This is a genomic window from Kocuria arenosa, from assembly GCF_042879215.1.
Lineage (GTDB): Bacteria > Actinomycetota > Actinomycetes > Actinomycetales > Micrococcaceae > Kocuria > Kocuria arenosa.
In genome coordinates, this window is sequence record NZ_JBHZTA010000003.1 from 113,953 (window position 1) to 130,071 (window position 16,119).

17 protein-coding genes are annotated in these 16,119 nt (G+C 72.5%); 8 read left to right on the top strand and 9 right to left on the bottom strand.

Annotation, left to right across the window (positions count from 1 at the left end; all coding sequences use genetic code 11):
- Positions 1 to 26: 26 nt before the first annotated feature.
- Positions 27 to 254 (bottom strand): sulfurtransferase TusA family protein, encoded by a 228-nt coding sequence (locus ACFYE3_RS06525; RefSeq protein WP_368822971.1) that lies wholly within the window; start codon positions 252 to 254, stop codon positions 27 to 29.
- A 35-nt stretch (positions 255 to 289) separates the two neighbouring features.
- The gene (locus ACFYE3_RS06530) at positions 290 to 1,345 is read right to left on the bottom strand and encodes a YeeE/YedE family protein (protein WP_387607212.1); all 1,056 of its coding nucleotides are present in this window, start codon (positions 1,343 to 1,345) and stop codon (positions 290 to 292) included.
- Between the two features lie 142 nt (positions 1,346 to 1,487).
- On the opposite strand from ACFYE3_RS06530, the gene ACFYE3_RS06535 reads away from it, so the two are divergent.
- Positions 1,488 to 1,985 carry a DUF427 domain-containing protein gene (locus tag ACFYE3_RS06535; protein WP_387607214.1) on the top strand — a complete coding sequence of 166 codons (498 nt, stop codon included), beginning with the start codon at positions 1,488 to 1,490 and terminating at the stop codon, positions 1,983 to 1,985.
- Here ACFYE3_RS06535 and ACFYE3_RS06540 read toward each other — a convergent pair.
- The 3 genes from ACFYE3_RS06540 to ACFYE3_RS06550 are packed head-to-tail and all read right to left on the bottom strand — an operon-like array spanning position 1,954 to position 5,476.
- Complete coding sequence (locus tag ACFYE3_RS06540) at positions 1,954 to 3,336, bottom strand: MFS transporter (RefSeq protein ID WP_387607215.1); 1,383 nt, start codon at positions 3,334 to 3,336, stop codon at positions 1,954 to 1,956. The two genes, ACFYE3_RS06535 and ACFYE3_RS06540, sit on opposite strands and share 32 nt — an antisense overlap.
- Positions 3,337 to 3,346: 10 nt before the next feature.
- Entirely contained in the window at positions 3,347 to 4,351 is a 1,005-nt protein-coding gene (locus tag ACFYE3_RS06545; RefSeq protein ID WP_368831834.1) for a PDR/VanB family oxidoreductase, read from the bottom strand.
- Between the two features lie 9 nt (positions 4,352 to 4,360).
- A complete protein-coding gene (locus ACFYE3_RS06550; protein WP_387607217.1) occupies positions 4,361 to 5,476 on the bottom strand; it encodes an aromatic ring-hydroxylating dioxygenase subunit alpha in 1,116 nt (371 codons plus the stop codon).
- A gap of 176 nt (positions 5,477 to 5,652) precedes the next feature.
- On the opposite strand from ACFYE3_RS06550, the gene ACFYE3_RS06555 reads away from it, so the two are divergent.
- The 6 genes from ACFYE3_RS06555 (at position 5,653) to ACFYE3_RS06580 (ending at position 11,466) form a co-directional block, all read left to right on the top strand.
- Positions 5,653 to 6,249 carry a PadR family transcriptional regulator gene (locus ACFYE3_RS06555; protein ID WP_387607219.1) on the top strand — a complete coding sequence of 199 codons (597 nt, stop codon included), beginning with the start codon at positions 5,653 to 5,655 and terminating at the stop codon, positions 6,247 to 6,249.
- 149 nt (positions 6,250 to 6,398) lie between these two features.
- The gene (locus ACFYE3_RS06560; protein ID WP_387607221.1) at positions 6,399 to 7,352 is read left to right on the top strand and encodes a hypothetical protein; all 954 of its coding nucleotides are present in this window, start codon (positions 6,399 to 6,401) and stop codon (positions 7,350 to 7,352) included.
- 82 nt (positions 7,353 to 7,434) lie between these two features.
- Entirely contained in the window at positions 7,435 to 8,487 is a 1,053-nt protein-coding gene (locus ACFYE3_RS06565; protein WP_387607222.1) for a zinc-dependent alcohol dehydrogenase family protein, read from the top strand.
- A gap of 32 nt (positions 8,488 to 8,519) precedes the next feature.
- A complete protein-coding gene (locus ACFYE3_RS06570; protein ID WP_387607225.1) occupies positions 8,520 to 9,023 on the top strand; it encodes a hypothetical protein in 504 nt (167 codons plus the stop codon).
- Between the two features lie 115 nt (positions 9,024 to 9,138).
- The gene (locus ACFYE3_RS06575) at positions 9,139 to 9,327 is read left to right on the top strand and encodes a CsbD family protein (RefSeq protein WP_344123695.1); all 189 of its coding nucleotides are present in this window, start codon (positions 9,139 to 9,141) and stop codon (positions 9,325 to 9,327) included.
- 471 nt (positions 9,328 to 9,798) lie between these two features.
- Entirely contained in the window at positions 9,799 to 11,466 is a 1,668-nt protein-coding gene (locus tag ACFYE3_RS06580) for an NERD domain-containing protein (RefSeq protein ID WP_387607227.1), read from the top strand.
- A gap of 58 nt (positions 11,467 to 11,524) precedes the next feature.
- Here the strand turns inward: ACFYE3_RS06580 and ACFYE3_RS06585 are convergent, their stop codons facing one another.
- The 4 genes from ACFYE3_RS06585 to ACFYE3_RS06600 all read right to left on the bottom strand — a co-directional run bounded on the left by ACFYE3_RS06585 (position 11,525) and on the right by ACFYE3_RS06600 (position 14,896).
- A complete protein-coding gene (locus tag ACFYE3_RS06585) occupies positions 11,525 to 11,914 on the bottom strand; it encodes a CBS domain-containing protein (protein WP_387607230.1) in 390 nt (129 codons plus the stop codon).
- 46 nt (positions 11,915 to 11,960) lie between these two features.
- Positions 11,961 to 12,311, bottom strand: coding sequence for a P-II family nitrogen regulator (locus ACFYE3_RS06590; RefSeq protein ID WP_387607232.1), 351 nt, complete (start codon positions 12,309 to 12,311; stop codon positions 11,961 to 11,963).
- Positions 12,308 to 13,789 carry a DUF1538 domain-containing protein gene (locus ACFYE3_RS06595; protein ID WP_387607235.1) on the bottom strand — a complete coding sequence of 494 codons (1,482 nt, stop codon included), beginning with the start codon at positions 13,787 to 13,789 and terminating at the stop codon, positions 12,308 to 12,310. The genes ACFYE3_RS06590 and ACFYE3_RS06595 overlap by 4 nt, the downstream gene beginning before the upstream one ends.
- An 81-nt stretch (positions 13,790 to 13,870) precedes the next feature.
- Entirely contained in the window at positions 13,871 to 14,896 is a 1,026-nt protein-coding gene (locus ACFYE3_RS06600) for a DUF368 domain-containing protein (RefSeq protein WP_387607237.1), read from the bottom strand.
- A 253-nt stretch (positions 14,897 to 15,149) separates the two neighbouring features.
- Here ACFYE3_RS06600 and ACFYE3_RS06605 point away from each other — a divergent pair, with 253 nt between their 5' ends.
- Entirely contained in the window at positions 15,150 to 15,908 is a 759-nt protein-coding gene (locus tag ACFYE3_RS06605; protein WP_387607240.1) for a dienelactone hydrolase family protein, read from the top strand.
- Positions 15,909 to 16,119: the final 211 nt, after the last annotated feature.

The window sequence follows — 16,119 nt, forward strand, 5'->3', positions numbered from 1 at the left end:
CGCCGCTGCGTGGGACTCCGGAAGGATCAGGCCTTCTGCACGGTGATCGACCACTCGGCCGCACCGCGCTTGCTGAACTCCGTGACGGGGTAGCCGTTCTCGGCCGCCCAGCGCGGAATGGCCTCGGTGCCCTGCGTGCAGTCGAAGTTGATGACGAGCTCGTCGCCGGCGGGCATCTCGGCCATCGCGGCCTTCGCCTCGACCACGGGGAACGGGCAGACGAGACCGTCGGTCTCGAGGATGTGCTGTGCCATGTGCGGTGCCTCCTGGGACTGGGGGTCGGTGGGGATCAGACGCCGGCCGGGACGCGGCCCGGGGCGGCGGACTTCTTGCGGGGGGCGATGAAGAGCTTGGCGGCCACGCCCGTGCCGAGGATCATGACGGCGAAGCTGACCCAGCCCTGCCACTCGAACGCGGCGGTGGCGACCAGGGCGTTGCCGATGGTGCACCCTCCGGCCCACGCCGCACCGACGCCCATGAGGGCGCCGCCGCCGATGGAGCGCACGATCGTCTGCGCGTCGGGGACGCGGATCTTGAACTCGCCCGAGCCCTTGGCCGCGATGAACGAGCCGATGAGGATGCCCAGGACCAGGAACACGCCCCAGTCGACGAGCTCGACGTCGCCCGTGGCCAGGTAGCTCGTGATGTTGGCGGACGGAGTGGTGATGCCGAGGCCGGACTCGCGGCCGGTGGCCCAGCTGGCGGGCCACGCGATGATCGCGATGAGGCCGATCACCACGGCGGTCGCGAACGGGTTCCACGCCTTCTCGAACAGCAGGTGGTTCAGGCCGGTCTTCTCCGGCGGGAGCGTGGCCATCCTCATCCGCGGCTTGGTGAGGTGGTGGCGGGCCCACACGCCGGCGACGCCGACCAGGGCGAGCACGAGCACCCACGGGGAGATGCCGAGGGTCTCGTGGATCGAGCCCTGGGTCCCGACCGTGACGCCGCGCATGGTCTCGGTGGTCCCGGCCAGCGGGCCGTACTTGGAGATGGTCGCGAACAGCGCGTAGAAGATGAGCGCGAACCAGGAGCCGACGAGACCCTCGGAGGCGCGGTAGTAGGTGCCGGTGGCGCAGCCGCCGGCGAGGACGATGCCGAAGCCGAAGATGAAGCCGCCGACGATCGTGGCCAGCCACGGGAAGGCCGAGGCCTCGAGGGTGATGACGCCGAGGGCGTTCAGCACCCAGATGCCGACCGCCTGGACGGCGATGGCCACGAAGAAGGCGGACAGCCACCACGTGTTCTTCGCGATCCAGACGTCGCGGAACGCGCCGGTGACGCAGAAACGGCCGCGCTGGAGAACGAACCCGAGGGCGGCGCCGATGATGAGACCTGAGATGAGCACCTGAGGACCATATGTTTTCCCGGACAAGCATTTCCAGGACCGCGTCATGCGCCGTAGCATAGTGATGCAGCACTCACCGCATTGTGACGCTCCATGGCCTCGCCGACCGGCGCGGACGGGAGAGTGTCCGGACGGAGCGCAGATGAGACGACCCCGGCCCGACGTCCCCGGCCCCGGCCAGGAGTCCGTGTGGGACTATCCGCGGCCGCCCCGGACGGAGCCCGCCCGGGAGCACGTGGAGGTGTGGCTGGGCGGCGAGCGCATCGCCTCCACCACGGCCGCGCTGCGGGTGCTCGAGACCAGCCACCCGCCCACCTACTACCTGCCCCGCGAGGCCTTCGCCGCGGGCAGCCTGGTCCCGTGCGAGGGGAGCTCGTGGTGCGAGTGGAAGGGCGCGGCGGCGTACTTCGACGTCCGGGGCGGGGACCGCACCGCGCCCCGGGCGGCCTGGACCTACCCCTCCCCTGCGCCCGGCTTCGAGTCCCTGCGCGGGCACGTGGCCCTGATGCCCGGGCTGATGGACCGGTGCCTCGTCGCCGGGGAGCAGGTGCTCCCGCAGGAGGGCGGGTTCTACGGGGGCTGGATCACCTCGCGGGTGGTGGGCCCGTTCAAGGGCGCTCCGGGTACCCGGGGCTGGTGAGCCCCGGTCGCCCGCCGGCCGGGGCGTCGGACTCCTCGACCGCCTCCTCGGCGGGCTCCTCGTAGGGGCGCAGCCGGATGAGGGCCAGGGCCGCGAGGGCGACGACCACCGCCACGCCGAGGTAGAGCTGCGTGGGGGTCCAGCCGGTGTCCAGCAGCGCGCCGACCGCGATCGGGGCCAGGATCGCCCCGGCGCGCCCGACCCCGATGCCCCAGCCCACGCCGGTGGTCCGGATGCCGGGCTCGTAGGTCATGGGCGCCACGGTGTAGAGGCCCGCGATGCAGCCGTTGATGAGCATGCCGACCACCACGCCGCTGGAGAACGCCAGCAGGGGCACCGACGTGGTGGTGATGAACAGCACGAGGGTCACTGCGGAGAGCACCGTGAAGGCCATCAGGGTCAGCCGCTCGTCCCACTTGGTGGTCAGCGCCCCGTAGAGCAGGGACCCGAAGGTGCCGCCCATCGTGAGCATGAGCCCGCCGATGATGCCCTGCTGCTCGGTCATCCCGGTCTCCACGAGGAGCCGGGGCGTCCAGGAGTTCGCGAAGTAGAAGCCGAACATGATGACGAAGAAGGCCGCCCACAGCAGGAGGGTCGCAGTGCGGTAGCGGCCGCTGAGCAGCATGCCGACGCTGCTCCGCCGCGCACCGTCGCCGGCCGGGACCGGGCCGAGCTCGACCTGGCCCTCGAGGCGGAGGCGCCGGGCGATGCGGTCGAGCTTCTGCACGGCGCCCGCCGGCCGCCGGGTGCGGAGGTAGTCGACGGACTCGGGCAGCACGGCCAGCACGAGCGCGATCGCCACGAGGGTGAGCAGGCCGCCGGTGAGGAACACGGAGCGCCAGCCGAAGGCGGGGATCAGCTGGGTCGCGCCCATGCCGCCGAGGGTGGCGCCCACGCCGTAGCCCGCGGTGAAGATGCTGACGGCCATGCCGCGGCGGCGGGCGCTGGCGAACTCGCTGGTGATCACCGTGGCGGAGGCGAGGATGCCGCCCACGCCCAGGCCGGTGACGACCCGCCACAGCCCGAGCTCGAGCACGGACCCGGCCGTGGTGGACAGGAACAGGCCGAGGGCGTTGACGGCGAGGGCCAGGACGAGGATCTTCCGCCGGCCGTACCGGTCCGCGAAGGGCCCGAGGACGAGGGAGCCCGCGGCCATGCCGATGAGACCGGCGCTGAGCAGCCAGCCCAGCTGGGAGCCGGAGAGCCCGAACTCCTCGGTCACGGACGTGGCCGTGAACGCCATGGCCAGGACGTCGTAGCCGTCGAGGGCGTTGAGGAACGTGGTCACCGCGATGATGAGCCACTGGTACGACGACATCCTGGATGCGTCGATCTGGTGTCGGATGTCCATGGAATGCCTCTCAGGGGACGTCGATGGTGAGGACGGCGGCCGGGCGCCCGCCGGGAACGGTCTCCGGCGCGGCGGAGACGACCCGCGAGACGCAGCAGCACATGGACGTGCCGGTCCGCTTCTGGCGGTCCGAGTAGAACACGTCGCGGTGGTCGATCTGCCCGGCCAGGCCGAGGACCTTGACCTGGCAGAGCCCGCACTCGCCCTTGCGGCAGTCGGACATCATGTCGAGGCCCTCCCGCTCGAGGGCCTCGAGCAGGGACTCGTCGGGGCCGACGACGGTCTCGGCGCCCAGCCGGGGGACGCGGACCACGAACGGCTCGGCCTCGAACCAGCCGCTGTTGCCGAAGGTCTCGTAGCGCAGGTTCGTGGGGTCCAGCTCCCGCCCGGCCCAGGCGCGGCGCACCGCGTCCATGAGCCGGATGGGGCCGCACATGTAGAGCTCGGCGCTCTCCGGCACGCCGGCCACGAGGGCCGGGACGTCGAGCGAGCCGCCCTCGTCGTCGACGTGCGCCTCGAGCCGGTCCCCGTGCAGGGCGGCCAGGTCGTCGAGGTAGGCCATGGCGGCCCGGGAGCGGGCGACGTAGACGAGGCGGTAGTCCGCGCCGAGCCGGCGCAGCAGCGCGGCCATCCCGGCGATCGCGGTGATGCCGATCCCGCCTGCGAGCAGGACGTAGGCGGGGGCCCCGACGCGCAGCGGGAAGTTCTGCAGCGGCTGGGTGATCTCGAGGACCTGCCCGGGCTCGAGTCCGTGCATGAACACGGAGCCGCCGCGGGAGGTGGGGGTGCGGAAGACGCTGACGGCGAGCTGCGCGCCGTCGTCGTCGGCGTCGACCACGGAGTAGGAGCGCACCTGTTGCTCGCCGTGGACGAGGACGCGGACGTCCACGTGCTCGCCCGGCCGCACCGGGCGGGGCTGGTCGGGGCGCAGGACGACGCGCCGGATGCCGGCGGCGACGTCCTCGACGGCGACGACGGCGGCGTTCTGCCAGACCTCGTGCTGGGAATCGGCCACGGTCGCTCCTCAGGCCCCGGCGGGGGCGGTCGGGGCGGCGGCGAGACGGCCCTCCGCCTCGAGCGCCCGCTCGAGGAGCCGGCGCACCCACATCCCGCCCATGTCGATGTTGAGGTTGTAGAACTCGTGGTCGGGGTTGGCGTCGATGGCCGCCTGCTGGGCCTGCAGCATGGCCTCGTCCTCGCCGAACACCCCGTGCACGCCGTTGCGCAGCTGGGTGGTGATGAGCTGGCTCTCCAGGCGGTAGTTGCGCATGAAGGCCCAGAAGTAGTGGCAGGAGCGGTCCGTCTCCGGGGTGATCGTGTTGATCACGTAGCCGTTGACCCCGCGGGAGCGGTCCCCCTCGGGCGCCCCGGTCCCGGCCTCGGCGACGCCGACGTCGATGCAGATGGTGGAGGGGAAGGTGTAGTGGATGATCTGCCAGCGGTCCACCTTGCCCTCGAAGCCGGGGAACTTGTCCCGCATGTTCTTGAGCCAGAAGGGCGGGGCGTCGATGTTGCGCATCCAGCGGGTCACGGTCACGGAGTGCTCGTCGTGGGTGGTCTCGAACTCCGACTCGGACAGCTCGTCCTGGCCGATGCTGGAGGAGTGCACGAACTCCTCGTGCGTGAGGTCCATGAGGTTGTCGAGGACCAGCTGGTAGTTGCAGGGGGCGTGGATGGTCTCGCCGTCGCCGGCCCACTCCGTGCTGTCCATCTGGTGCATGTCGGGCAGCAGGGCGGGGTCCGCCTGCGTGGGGTCGCCGAGCCAGACCCACACGTAGCGGTGGCGCTCGAGCACCGGGTAGGACGGCACGGTGGCGGAGGGGTTCAGCGTCTCCTGGGCGGGCATCGAGGTGCACCGCCCGGCGGCGTTGTAGCGCAGGCCGTGGTACGGGCACTGGATCTCGTCGCGGCCCACGAGCCTGCCCTGGGACAGCGGGGCGAGCCGGTGCCAGCAGGCGTCCGCCAGGGCCACGGGGCGGCCGTCCTCGGTGCGGTACAGGGCCAGCGGACGCCCCGCGACGGTGCGGGAGAGGATGCCCTTGCCGGTGATCTCGTGGTCCCACCCGGCGGCGTACCAGGCGTTGAGCGGATGGGACAGGAGCTTGGCGGTGGTGGTGGTCTTCGTGGCGGAGACGGTCATGGTGCGGTCCTCTGCTGGGCGGTCCGGGGAGAGCACGATCCACTTACTATCTCGATAGATAGTTGGTGGTGCAGGACACACAATACCTATGTACATAGTGAGTGACAAGGGTCACGGAGCGCAGCTCCCGGATAGGCTCTTCACGACGCCCCCTGCTTCGACGGAAGGAACCGCCCGTGAGCCTCCGCTCGGCCCTGCTGGCACTGCTCTCCTCGGGGCCGCTGACGGGCTACGACGTGGTCAAGCAGTTCAGCTCCTCCGTGGGCCACGTGTGGCACGCCCCCGACTCGCAGATCTACCCGGAGCTGCGCAAGATGCACGCGGAGGGGCTGCTCACGAGCCGGCCCGTCCCGTGGGGCTCGCGCGGGGCCACCAAGACGGAGTACTCGATCACGCCCGAGGGCGAGCGCGCCCTGCGGCAGTGGCAGGACCAGCCGCTCGGCTACGTCCGGGAGCGGGACCCCGCCCACCTGAAGGCCGCCTACTTCGAGTGGGCCTCCCCCGGGGCCGCGGCCGCGCAGCTGCGCGCCCACCTCGAGCACTACCGGGACCAGCGCACCCAGGCCCTCCAGCAGATCAGGGCGCTCCAGGACCGCACGAGCCCCACGCTCGCACGCCGGCTGGCGGCCAACCCCGAGGACCAGTGGGAGCGGATCACCCGGTTCAAGGTCTTCGCCTACGAGGGCCAGGTGGCCCGCGCCGACCAGGAGATCGCCTGGGCCGAGCACGGCCTGCGGCTGCTCGAGGAGCTGGGCGAGCTCGGCACCGCCTGAGACCCGGTCGCCACCCGGGTCCCCGCGCCGCGGACCGCCCGGGTCGCCCCGTGACGCACCCGGCCCCGTTCCCGGCCCCGTTCCCGCCGCGCGCACCGGCCCGTGCGTAGGCTGGTGGGACCCCCCTGCTCCCGGCCCCAGGACAGACCATGACCCGCTCGCCGCTGCCCCGCCCCCTCGTCCCGGTCCTGTGCGCCGCGCTCCTGCTGACCGGCTGCGCCCAGAGCGCCGGCCCGGGCTCGGCGGCGACGCCGGCCGCGGACGCGCCGTCGTCGACCCCCTCCCCGACCCCCACGCCGGAGGAGCCCGCGGAGCTGATCGGCGGAGGCACCGAGGTGTTCCCCGACCGGCGGATGGTGGCCCTCTACGGGCACCCCGGCACGCCGGGCCTCGGGGCGCTCGGCGAGCAGGGACCGCAGGAGTCGGCCGTCCGCGCGAAGGAGCTCGCCGCCCAGTACGAGCCCTTCAGCGAGGTGCCGGTGGTCCCCGCGTTCGAGATCATCGCGACCACGGCGTCCGCGGAGCCCGGCGAGGACGGCGACTACTCGCGGGAGTCGAGCGTCGAGGACCTGCGCCCCTACGTGGAGGCCGCCGCGGAGCAGGACGTCTACGTGGTGCTGGACCTCCAGCCCGGCCGGCAGGACTTCCTGAGCCAGGCGCAGCAGTACCAGGAGCTGCTCGAGCTGCCCAACGTGGGCCTGGCCCTGGACCCGGAGTGGCGGCTGGGACCGGACCAGGTGCACATGGTCCAGATCGGCTCGGTGGACGCGGCGGAGATCAACGCGACCACGGCGTGGCTGGCCGAGCTCACCCGGGAGAACGACCTGCCGCAGAAGGTGGTGGTCCTGCACCAGTTCGCGGAGTCGATGATCACGGACCGCCACCTCGTGGACGCCTCCCGCCCGGAGCTCGCGCTGGTCCTGCACGCCGACGGCCACGGCACCCCGGAGCTGAAGATGGGGACGTGGGAGCGGCTGCAGCAGGGCCTGCCGGAGGGGATCCGGATGGCGTGGAAGAACTTTTACGACGAGGACACGCCCACCTTCACGCCGCAGGAGACGTCCGCGATCGAGCCGCAGCCATGGTTCGTCTCCTACCAGTGAGCCCTGCCGACCCGCCTTCCTCCTGCCTACGATGAGGACGGGCGGCCCGGCAGCCCGCCGGACCGGCGACCGAGGAGGACCCATGAAGGCACTCGTCTACCACGGACCGGGCAGCAAGGCGTGGGAGGAGGTCCCGGCCCCCACCCTCCAGGACCCCACCGACGTCATCGCGAAGGTCGACACGACCACCATCTGCGGCACCGACCTGCACATCCTCAAGGGCGACGTCCCCGCCGTCGTCGACGGCCGGATCCTCGGCCACGAGGCGGTCGGCACGATCACCGAGGTCGGGGACGCCGTGACCGGGCTGGAGCCCGGCGACCGGATCATCATCCCCGCCGTCACCAACTGCGGGAAGTGCTCCTACTGCAGGAACAACCAGCCCTCCCACTGCCAGACCCTGGGCGGCGTGGGGTGGGTGTTCGGGCACCTCATCGACGGGACGCAGGCCGAGTACGTGCGCGTGCCGTTCGCCGAGACCTCCGTGCACAAGGTCCCCGAGGGGCTCGACGACGAGGACGTCCTGTTCCTCACCGACGCCCTGCCCACGGGCTTCGAGATCGGGATCCTCAACGGCAACACGAAGCCCGGCGACACGGTCGCGATCGTGGGCGCGGGGCCGGTGGGCCTCGGCGCGGTCATGACGGCCAACCTCTGCGGCGCCGGACGCGTCATCACCGTGGACCTCGACGAGAACCGGATGGACAAGGCGCTCGAGCTCGGCGCCACGGACAAGGTCAACGCCGGGGACCCGGACGCCGTCGAGCGGATCAGGGCGCTGTCCCCGGACGGTCTCGGCGTGGACGTGGCCATCGAGGCCGTGGGCGTGCCCCAGACGTTCCGGACCTGCCTGGACGTGGTGCGGCCCTACGGCACGGTGGCCAACGCGGGCGTGCACGGCAAGCCGGTGGAGCTGCCCCTGGACCGGATGTGGATCTCCAACGTGCGCATCAACATGGGGCTCGTGGACTGCCGCACCGTGGGCAACCTGCTGAACATGGTCCGGTCCGGCCGCCTGGACGCGAAGGCGATGGCCACCCACCGCTTCACCATGTCCCAGATGGAGGAGGCGTACGAGCTGTTCGGCAACGCCGCGCAGCACCAGGCGGTGAAGGTGGTCATCACGGCCGACTGAGCAGCCGGCCCGGCGCTTGCTAGCGTGTGGCCGTGCGGACCGACAGACTCCAGAGCCCCCGGCAGCGCAGGACCATCGACCGGCTGGCCCGGTGGCTCGTCCGCGCCCACGGGTCCGAGCCGGGCTGGGACGCGCTCGTGCTGGACGTCCTGAGCGTGGGCCGGGACCTGCGGCTGCAGGTGCGGGAGGTCCGCGGCGACCGCACGACCCGCCGCCCCGTGGACGTCGAGGGCCTGCGCAACGCCCCGCGGCGGATGGCCCGGGCCCTGCAGGAGGACTACGCCGATCTCGTCGACGGGTCGTGGCTCTCCGCCACGCTGATCGTCACCGTGGCGGAGCGGCGCTGGGAGCGCCCCGGCGTGGAGCTCGTGCTGAACTACGGCGACGACCCCGCCCTCCCGGCGCACGCCCCCCACCCGGTCGCCGCGGAGGACTGGCGGAGGCACCTCGGGCACTTCCGGAGGATGGACCGCAGGATCCCTGCCTGGCTGCGGGAGCGCCTGACCGAGGCCGGACTCGACGTCCCGGAGCGCTGAGCACGCGCTGTTCGCCCTGGGGGGAATGACCGCTTCCGGGGTGCCCCGCCGGTTCCCACAGCATGCTGAGCGCCTTAGGCTGGTAGCACCTGTTCACCGACCGGAGGGAGAGCCCATGGGACTCGGAGACAAGATCAGCAACGCCGCGGAAAAGGCGAGCGGCACCGCGAAGGAGAAGGTCGGCGACGCCACCGACAACCGCGACCTCCAGGCCGAGGGCCAGGCGGACAAGCTGTCCGGCAGCGCCAAGCAGGCCGGCGAGAACGTCAAGGACGCGGGCAAGAACTTCAAGGACGGAATCTAGCAGCACGGTTCAGCCGTCGAACCACACGGAGGGCCCCGGTGTCGCAGTCGACACCGGGGCCCTTCGCCGTGCTCCGCCTCCCCCGCCGCGCGGAGTCGCGTCCTGACCTCCCCCGCCGCGCGGAGTCGCGTCCTGACCTCCCCCGCCGCGCGGAGTCGCGTCCTGACCTCCCCCGCCGCGCGGAGTCGCGTCCTGACCTCCCCCGCCGCGCGGAGTCGCGTCCTGACCTCCCCCGCCGCGCGGAGTCGCGTCCTGACCTCCCCCGCCGCGCGGAGTCGCGTCCTGCCTGTCCCCGCGGCGAGGGGGCGCCATCTGACTTCCCCCGCCACGAGGGGTCGCATCCTGTCGGAATGCGCCGCTCGTACCGGCAGATGCCGACCCGCCGGCACGTGGGGGCCGCGGGTCGCGCCTCGTCACGCGGCGGCACAGCGCCTCCCGGTTGCGATGGCACATCGTGGATAGCCTGGGGCCATGCCGCAGACCTTCCCGGAGTCCCCGGAGTTCCCGCCCGGCTTCGAGGCGGAGCAGTGCGTCTGGGAGGCGCTGCGGGCGCAGCTCCCCGAGGACGCGGTGCTGATCTCCGGGCAGCGCATCACCGGGGACGAGGTCGAGGCGGAGCTGGACCTCCTGGTGCTGTGGCCGGGTGTGGGCAACGCGGTGATCGAGGTGAAGGGCGGGCAGGTCTCGGTCCGGAACGGGCAGTGGCACCAGTCCGGCCGGGGTGGGGCGCACCGGCTGAAGCGGTCGCCGCTGGAGCAGGCCCGGTCCGGGATGCACGCCCTCCTGGACTACTTGGGGCCCCGGTTGTCCCGTGGGGGCGGGCGGACCACGTTCTTCGCGGCCCTGCCCTACACGCGCCTGCCCGAGGACTGGGACGTCCCCGATGCCCCGCGGGACCGGCTGTTCGACCGCACCGACCTGGACGGCGTCGCCGGACGGCTGAACCAGGTGCTGCGCCGCAGCACGCAGGCCTACCGCCCACCGGACGCGACCACCGTGGAGCTGATCGTCCAGAACCTGCGCCGCACCCACCTGTCCGTGCGCAACGTGCAGGACCTCGCCCGGGAGCTCGAGGACTCCGGCAACCAGCTCACCCGGGAGCAGGAGCGCACCCTGTCCCTGCTGCGCTGGCAGCACCGCGCGCAGATCACCGGAGGCGCCGGTTCCGGCAAGACCCACCTGGCCATGCTCAAGGCCCGCCGGCTGACCCGCGACGGGCACCGCACGGCGCTCGTGTGCTACTCCCGGGGACTCGCGCGGTACTTCGAGCTGATGTCCCGGGCGTGGCCGGAGGAGGAGCGCCCGGCGTACATCGGGCTGTTCCACCGGCTGCCCGTCGCATGGGGCGCGGAGCCCGGCGAGGACGACGACCCCGACTACTGGGAGCACCGGCTCCCCCAGCGGCTGCGGGAGCTGGCCGCCGCCCGTCCGGACGGGGACCGGTTCGACGCGATCGTCGTGGACGAGGCACAGGACTTCGGGGAGCTGTGGTGGGAGGCGCTGGTCCAGTGCCTCGAGGACCCGGAGCAGGACGTGCTGTTCGTGTTCACCGACGAGCACCAGCGCATCTTCGACCGGGACGGGCACGCCCCCATCGACCTCAACCCGTTCCCGCTGGACGACAACCTGCGCAACACCGCCACCATCGCCCGGGCCTTCGCCCCGCTCGCCCGGGAGCCGCAGCGGTGCCGGAACGAGGAGGGCCCGGCGGTGCGGTTCGTCGACGTCGAGCCGGGGGCGGTCCTGGAGCTCGCCGACGACGCCGTGGTCGCCCTCCAGGACGAGGGGTGGGACCCGGGCCGCATCGCCCTGCTGACCACCGGCAGGCGCCACCCGGTGCAGCGGGAGATCGTGGACACGGAGGGCTTCGGCGCCTACTGGGACGGGCACTTCGCGGAGGAGGACGTCTTCTACGGGCACGTCCTGGGCTTCAAGGGCCTCGAGCGCTCGGCCGTGGTCCTGGCGGTCAACGGGTTCCAGGACATGGCCCGGGCCCAGCACATGGTCTACGTGGGCATGTCCCGCGCGAGGTCGTTGCTCGTCGTCGTCGGCCCCCGGGAGGTCGTGGAGGAGGCCGCCGGCCCGCACCTGATGGCCGCGCTCGACGCGGGCGAGGCATGGCGCCCGCCCGCGGGCTGACCCGGAGCCGCCCCGACCGACCGGCCGCTCCCGCTGGCCGCCCCGCCGGCGGAGCGGGTCAGGCGAGGTCGCTGATCAGCCGCGCCAGGATGTCGTTCATCGCCAGCAGCCCGATGAGCTCGTTGCCCTGCACCACCACCAGGCGGTTGAGGCGGAACCGGGCCATCAGCGCCGCGGCCTGGTTCACGGACAGGTCCTCGCCGACGGTGACCACCGGCTTGACGGCGGCGTCGTAGACGTTGAGGAGGTCCATGTCCCCCTCTTCCGCCACGATGGCCTGCAGCAGCTCGCTGTAGCTGAGCAGCCCGTAGCCGTCGTGCGGGTGCTGCGGCTCCACCACCAGGCTCTTGACCCGGCGGGTGCTCATGGTCGACAGCGCCTCCCGCAGGGTGCTGTAGGGGGAGATGGTGATGACGTCACGCACCATGACGTCCTTGACGGTCAGCACGGGGATCCTCCTGGAGGTCTCGGACGGGGCTCGGGCGGGGGTCGGGTCAGGCGCCCTCGCGGCGCATGTGCTCCTCGAACCGGGTGACCTGCTGCATGTCGATGCCGGTGAGGTGGTCGATGGGGACGCTGAAGGCGATGCCGCGGGAGCCGCCGTCGTCGACGAGCAGGTCGTGCAGCACCTTGAGGATGGGGGTGGCCAGATGCGTGCCCACGACCATCAGGAGCACGGACTGGGATCCCTCGAACGTCAGGCCGAAGAACGTCCGCTTGGTCTCGCCCCCGATGCCCTTGCCCGGGAGGATGGTCACGCCCGTGGCCCCGGCGCGCTGGGCCTGCTCGATGACGGTGTCCTCGAGCTCGTCGGGCGCGATGACCACCACGGCGGTGAACTTCATGTCGGCTCCTTCTGCGGTCGGGCGATCCTCTCCAGGATCATGGCGTACCCGAGCACCGAGATGATCGGGAAGATGGAGGCGAAGGCGATCAGGCCGAAGCCGTCGATCAGCACGTCCCGGCCCTCGATCGCGCCCGCGAGCCCGATGCCGAGGGCGGTCACCAGGGGCACGGTGACCTCCGAGGTGGTCACGCCCCCGAGGTCGAAGGCGAGGGCCACGACGTACTTCGGCGCCAGCAGGACGAGGACCATGACCACGGCGTAGGCCGCCATGATCACGTAGTGCAACGGTGCTCCCACGAGGATGCGGTACACGCCCAGGGTGATGCCGACCGCCACGCCGACGGCCACGACGAGCCGGATGGCGGAACCGCTGATCCGGCCGGGCGAGGCCGCCTCGGCCTGCTCGCCGATGGCCACCAGGGCCGGCTCGGCCATGGTCGTGGCGAAGCCGATGAGCAGGGCGAAGAGCAGGATGAGGGCGGGCGCTCCGCGCTCGATCAGCTGCTCCGCCATCATCGTCCCGATGGGGAACAGCCCCGTCTTGAGCCCGACGACGAACGCGTACAGCCCCACGAGGACCATCACGAAGCCCACCGCGACGCGCAGCGGGTGGGACAGGCTGCGCCGCAGCACGACGTACTGGAAGAACAGGGCCACGAGCACCATGGGCAGCACGTCCCGGACCATCTCCGCGAGCCCCAGGACGTGCCGCAGGGCCCAGTGCGCCGGGGCGCCCCCGGCCCCGGCGGCACTGACGGCCGCGGCGTCGCCGAAGGTGTAGACCCAGATCCCGTACAGCTGCACGCCGATCATCGGCACCATGACGCACAGGGCCACGAGGCCGAAGCCGTCCGAGAGCGCGCTGCGGCCCCGGATCGAGTTGGCCAGGCCGATCCCGATGGCGGCGATGAGGGGCACGGTGACGATGTTCGTGGTGACGCCGCCGGAGTCGTAGGCGAGGCCGACGATCTCCGGCGGGGCGACGTACGTGGCGACGAGGACGAGCGCGTAGCCGGGGAGCAGCAGCTTCTGCACGGCCCAGCCCCGGAGGATGCGCAGGATGCCGAGGACGAGCACCGCGCCCACGGACACGGCGATGACGAGGCGCAGGGTGAGGGCCCTGACCCGCCCCTCGCTCACGAGCTCGGCCTGCTCGGCCACGGCGATCAGCGCCGGTTCGGCGACCACGGCGGCGAAGCCGATGGTGAAGCCGAACGGGAGCAGCAGCCCCAGGGCGCCGCGGCGGGCGAACTGGTTGGCGAGGTTCTTGCCCACGGGGAAGACGCTCAGGTCCAGGCCGTGCAGGAACAGGGCGATGCCGACACCCACGATCAGCAGCCCGGCGACGAGCTGCAGGGGCCGGTCCGGGGCCTGCCGGAACACGGCCAGCTGGAACACCACGACCACCACCACGATGGGCAGCAGACTCCGCAGGGCCTTCAGGAACTCCCGGGAGAAGTGCGTGAGGTGCTCCATGGGCGCTGCCGGACCTCCTCCAGGGGGATCCGCGGACGGGCAGTGTGCCCTCCCAGTCTCCCGCGCCGCGCCCGCAGCCGTCTACCGGGTGCTGTCGGTGGCCTCGTCGGCGGACTCGACGCCGGCGAGCTCCTCCTGGGAGCCGTGCCCGGTGCGCGCCCGGGTGCGGGCGTCGACGGCCAGCAGGGCGAGGACGACGACGCAGCCGGCCGCGGCCGCGAGCAGCTGGACCCACCAGTCCCCCTCGGGGGAGAGCAGCGTGCGGTCCTCGAGCTGCCAGGGCCACAGGGTGCGCAGGGCACCGAGCATGAGTCCGGTGAGCGCCAGCATGGTGACGCGGTGGTGGTGGTCGAGGAGCCACTGCAGGCCCTTGACGATGACCACCATGCCCAGGGCCGCGCCGAGGAAGAACAGGGACAGGTAGCCGAGGTCGAGCTCGTCGACGGCCCGGAGCGTCGGCTGGTAGAGCCCGATCGTCAGGAGCAGGAAGGAGCCGGAGAGCCCGGGCAGCAGCAGCGCGGACACCGCGACCATGGCCGCGACCACGATGAGCAGCGGCGCGGGCGCCACCGTGGTGGGCGGGACGGACACGAGCACGAACGCGACCACCGCCGCGAGCGCCACCACGGCCGCGTCCCGGGCCCGCAGGGCCCCGCCCGCCAGGCGCAGGGGCACCCCGACGGAGGCCAGGACCATGCCGAAGAACAGCGCCCGCATGGTGACCGGGTACTCCTCGACGAGGTGGCTCATGGGGCCGGCCACGGTGAGCAGGGCCGCGACCATGCCGATCACCACGGGCACCACGATCCGCCAGTGGACCCGGGCCAGGTGGTGCCGCACCCCGGCGGCGCGGTCGGGCCCGAGCAGCGCCCGCTTGCCGGCGGACACCACGTGCCCGGCGGAGTTGATGAGCTCGTCGTAGATGCCGACCACGAGGGCCACGGTGCCGCCGCTGACCCCGGGGACGGTCTCGACCACGCCGATGAGCGCGCCGCGCACCACGTTGCCCGGGATGCTGCGGCGGACCTCCCCGCCGGGGGTGGTCGTGGCGGTGGTCGTGGTGGCCGGCGGTGTCGAGGGACGGTCCGGGGGCGACGAGGGCGTCACAGGTGCTCCTGGGCAGGGGAAGAGGGGATGCCTTCCAGGGTACCGGGGCCGGCCCCCGCCCCTGCGGCTCCTGGTGTGCCGTGGGTCACCCGTGCGTAGACTGGCCCGACCGCACGCGCCGTCGACCCAGGAGCCCGCCATGAGCCTCTACCACGTCGGTCCCGCCCCGGAGGGCGGCATGCCCCGCCGTCGCCGGCTGCTCGTGGCGGCGGGTTCCGCCGCCACCGGCCGCGCCCGGCGGGCCTGACCGGCCATGGGCGAGATCCTCGTCGCCACCGACCACGGGCGGATGCCCGCCCACGTGGCGGTGCCCGGGGGCCCGGGGCCCTGGCCCGGGGTGGTGCTCGTGCACGACTTCACCGGGATGAGCCAGGACCTGCACCACCAGGCGGACTGGCTGGCGGGCGAGGGGTTCCTGGCCGTCGCGCCGGACCTCTTCCACTGGGGCGGCCGGCTCCGCTGCCTGCGCACGGTCATGAAGGACATCGGCGCCCGCCGGGGACGCACGTTCGACGACGTCGAGGCGGCCCGGTTCTGGCTCGCCGCACGCCCCGACTGCACCGGACGGATCGGGGTCGTCGGCTTCTGCATGGGCGGCGGCTACGCGCTCGCGCTCGCCGCCGAGCACGGGTTCTCGGCCGCGAGCACGAACTATGGCGGGTGCCCCGAGGGCGCCGAGCAGTGGCTCCCGAGCGCCTGCCCGATCGTGGGCAGCTACGGCGGGGCGGACACCACGCCGCTGGGCGCCGACGCCGGCCGCCGCCTGGAGGGCATCCTCACGGAGACCGGGGTGGAGCACGACATCAAGATCTACCCCGGCGTGGGCCACGGGTTCATGAACGACCACGACCCCGAGGACGTCTCCCCGATGCTGCGGGTGCTCGGCCGGTTCAGCCGCACCGCCTACGACGATCCGGCCACCCAGGACGCCCGGCGCCGGATCGTCGCGTTCTTCGACCGGCACCTTCTCGAGCGGACCGGCCCGGACGTCCCGCAGGACTCCGACGGCTGAGCACCCGGCGCCGGCGGCCCTGCAACACGGATGACGGGGGACGACGACGAATTCACGACGTGTTGTTGTTCACGCGCCCGGCCGGGACGGCCGTCACAGAACGCCGCTCTCGACGCACCCCAGGCAACCGGTGCAGGTTGCCGAGCAGGCAGGGGTGTGACGAAGGTCAAGACGCCCGGGCCGTTTGTCAAATCAGGGTCACTGCGCAGGT

Bases quoted from the DNA above. Each gene is read 5' to 3' on its own strand.
- ACFYE3_RS06525 (WP_368822971.1), bottom strand. From the start codon at position 254: ATGGCACAGCACATCCTCGAGACCGACGGTCTCGTCTGCCCGTTCCCC.
- ACFYE3_RS06535 (WP_387607214.1), top strand. From the start codon at position 1,488: ATGAGACGACCCCGGCCCGACGTCCCCGGCCCCGGCCAGGAGTCCGTG.
- ACFYE3_RS06540 (WP_387607215.1), bottom strand. From the start codon at position 3,336: ATGGACATCCGACACCAGATCGACGCATCCAGGATGTCGTCGTACCAG.
- ACFYE3_RS06550 (WP_387607217.1), bottom strand. From the start codon at position 5,476: ATGACCGTCTCCGCCACGAAGACCACCACCACCGCCAAGCTCCTGTCC.
- ACFYE3_RS06560 (WP_387607221.1), top strand. From the start codon at position 6,399: ATGACCCGCTCGCCGCTGCCCCGCCCCCTCGTCCCGGTCCTGTGCGCC.
- ACFYE3_RS06565 (WP_387607222.1), top strand. From the start codon at position 7,435: ATGAAGGCACTCGTCTACCACGGACCGGGCAGCAAGGCGTGGGAGGAG.
- ACFYE3_RS06575 (WP_344123695.1), top strand. From the start codon at position 9,139: ATGGGACTCGGAGACAAGATCAGCAACGCCGCGGAAAAGGCGAGCGGC.
- ACFYE3_RS06580 (WP_387607227.1), top strand. From the start codon at position 9,799: ATGCCGCAGACCTTCCCGGAGTCCCCGGAGTTCCCGCCCGGCTTCGAG.
- ACFYE3_RS06590 (WP_387607232.1), bottom strand. From the start codon at position 12,311: ATGAAGTTCACCGCCGTGGTGGTCATCGCGCCCGACGAGCTCGAGGAC.
- ACFYE3_RS06595 (WP_387607235.1), bottom strand. From the start codon at position 13,789: ATGGAGCACCTCACGCACTTCTCCCGGGAGTTCCTGAAGGCCCTGCGG.
- ACFYE3_RS06605 (WP_387607240.1), top strand. From the start codon at position 15,150: ATGGGCGAGATCCTCGTCGCCACCGACCACGGGCGGATGCCCGCCCAC.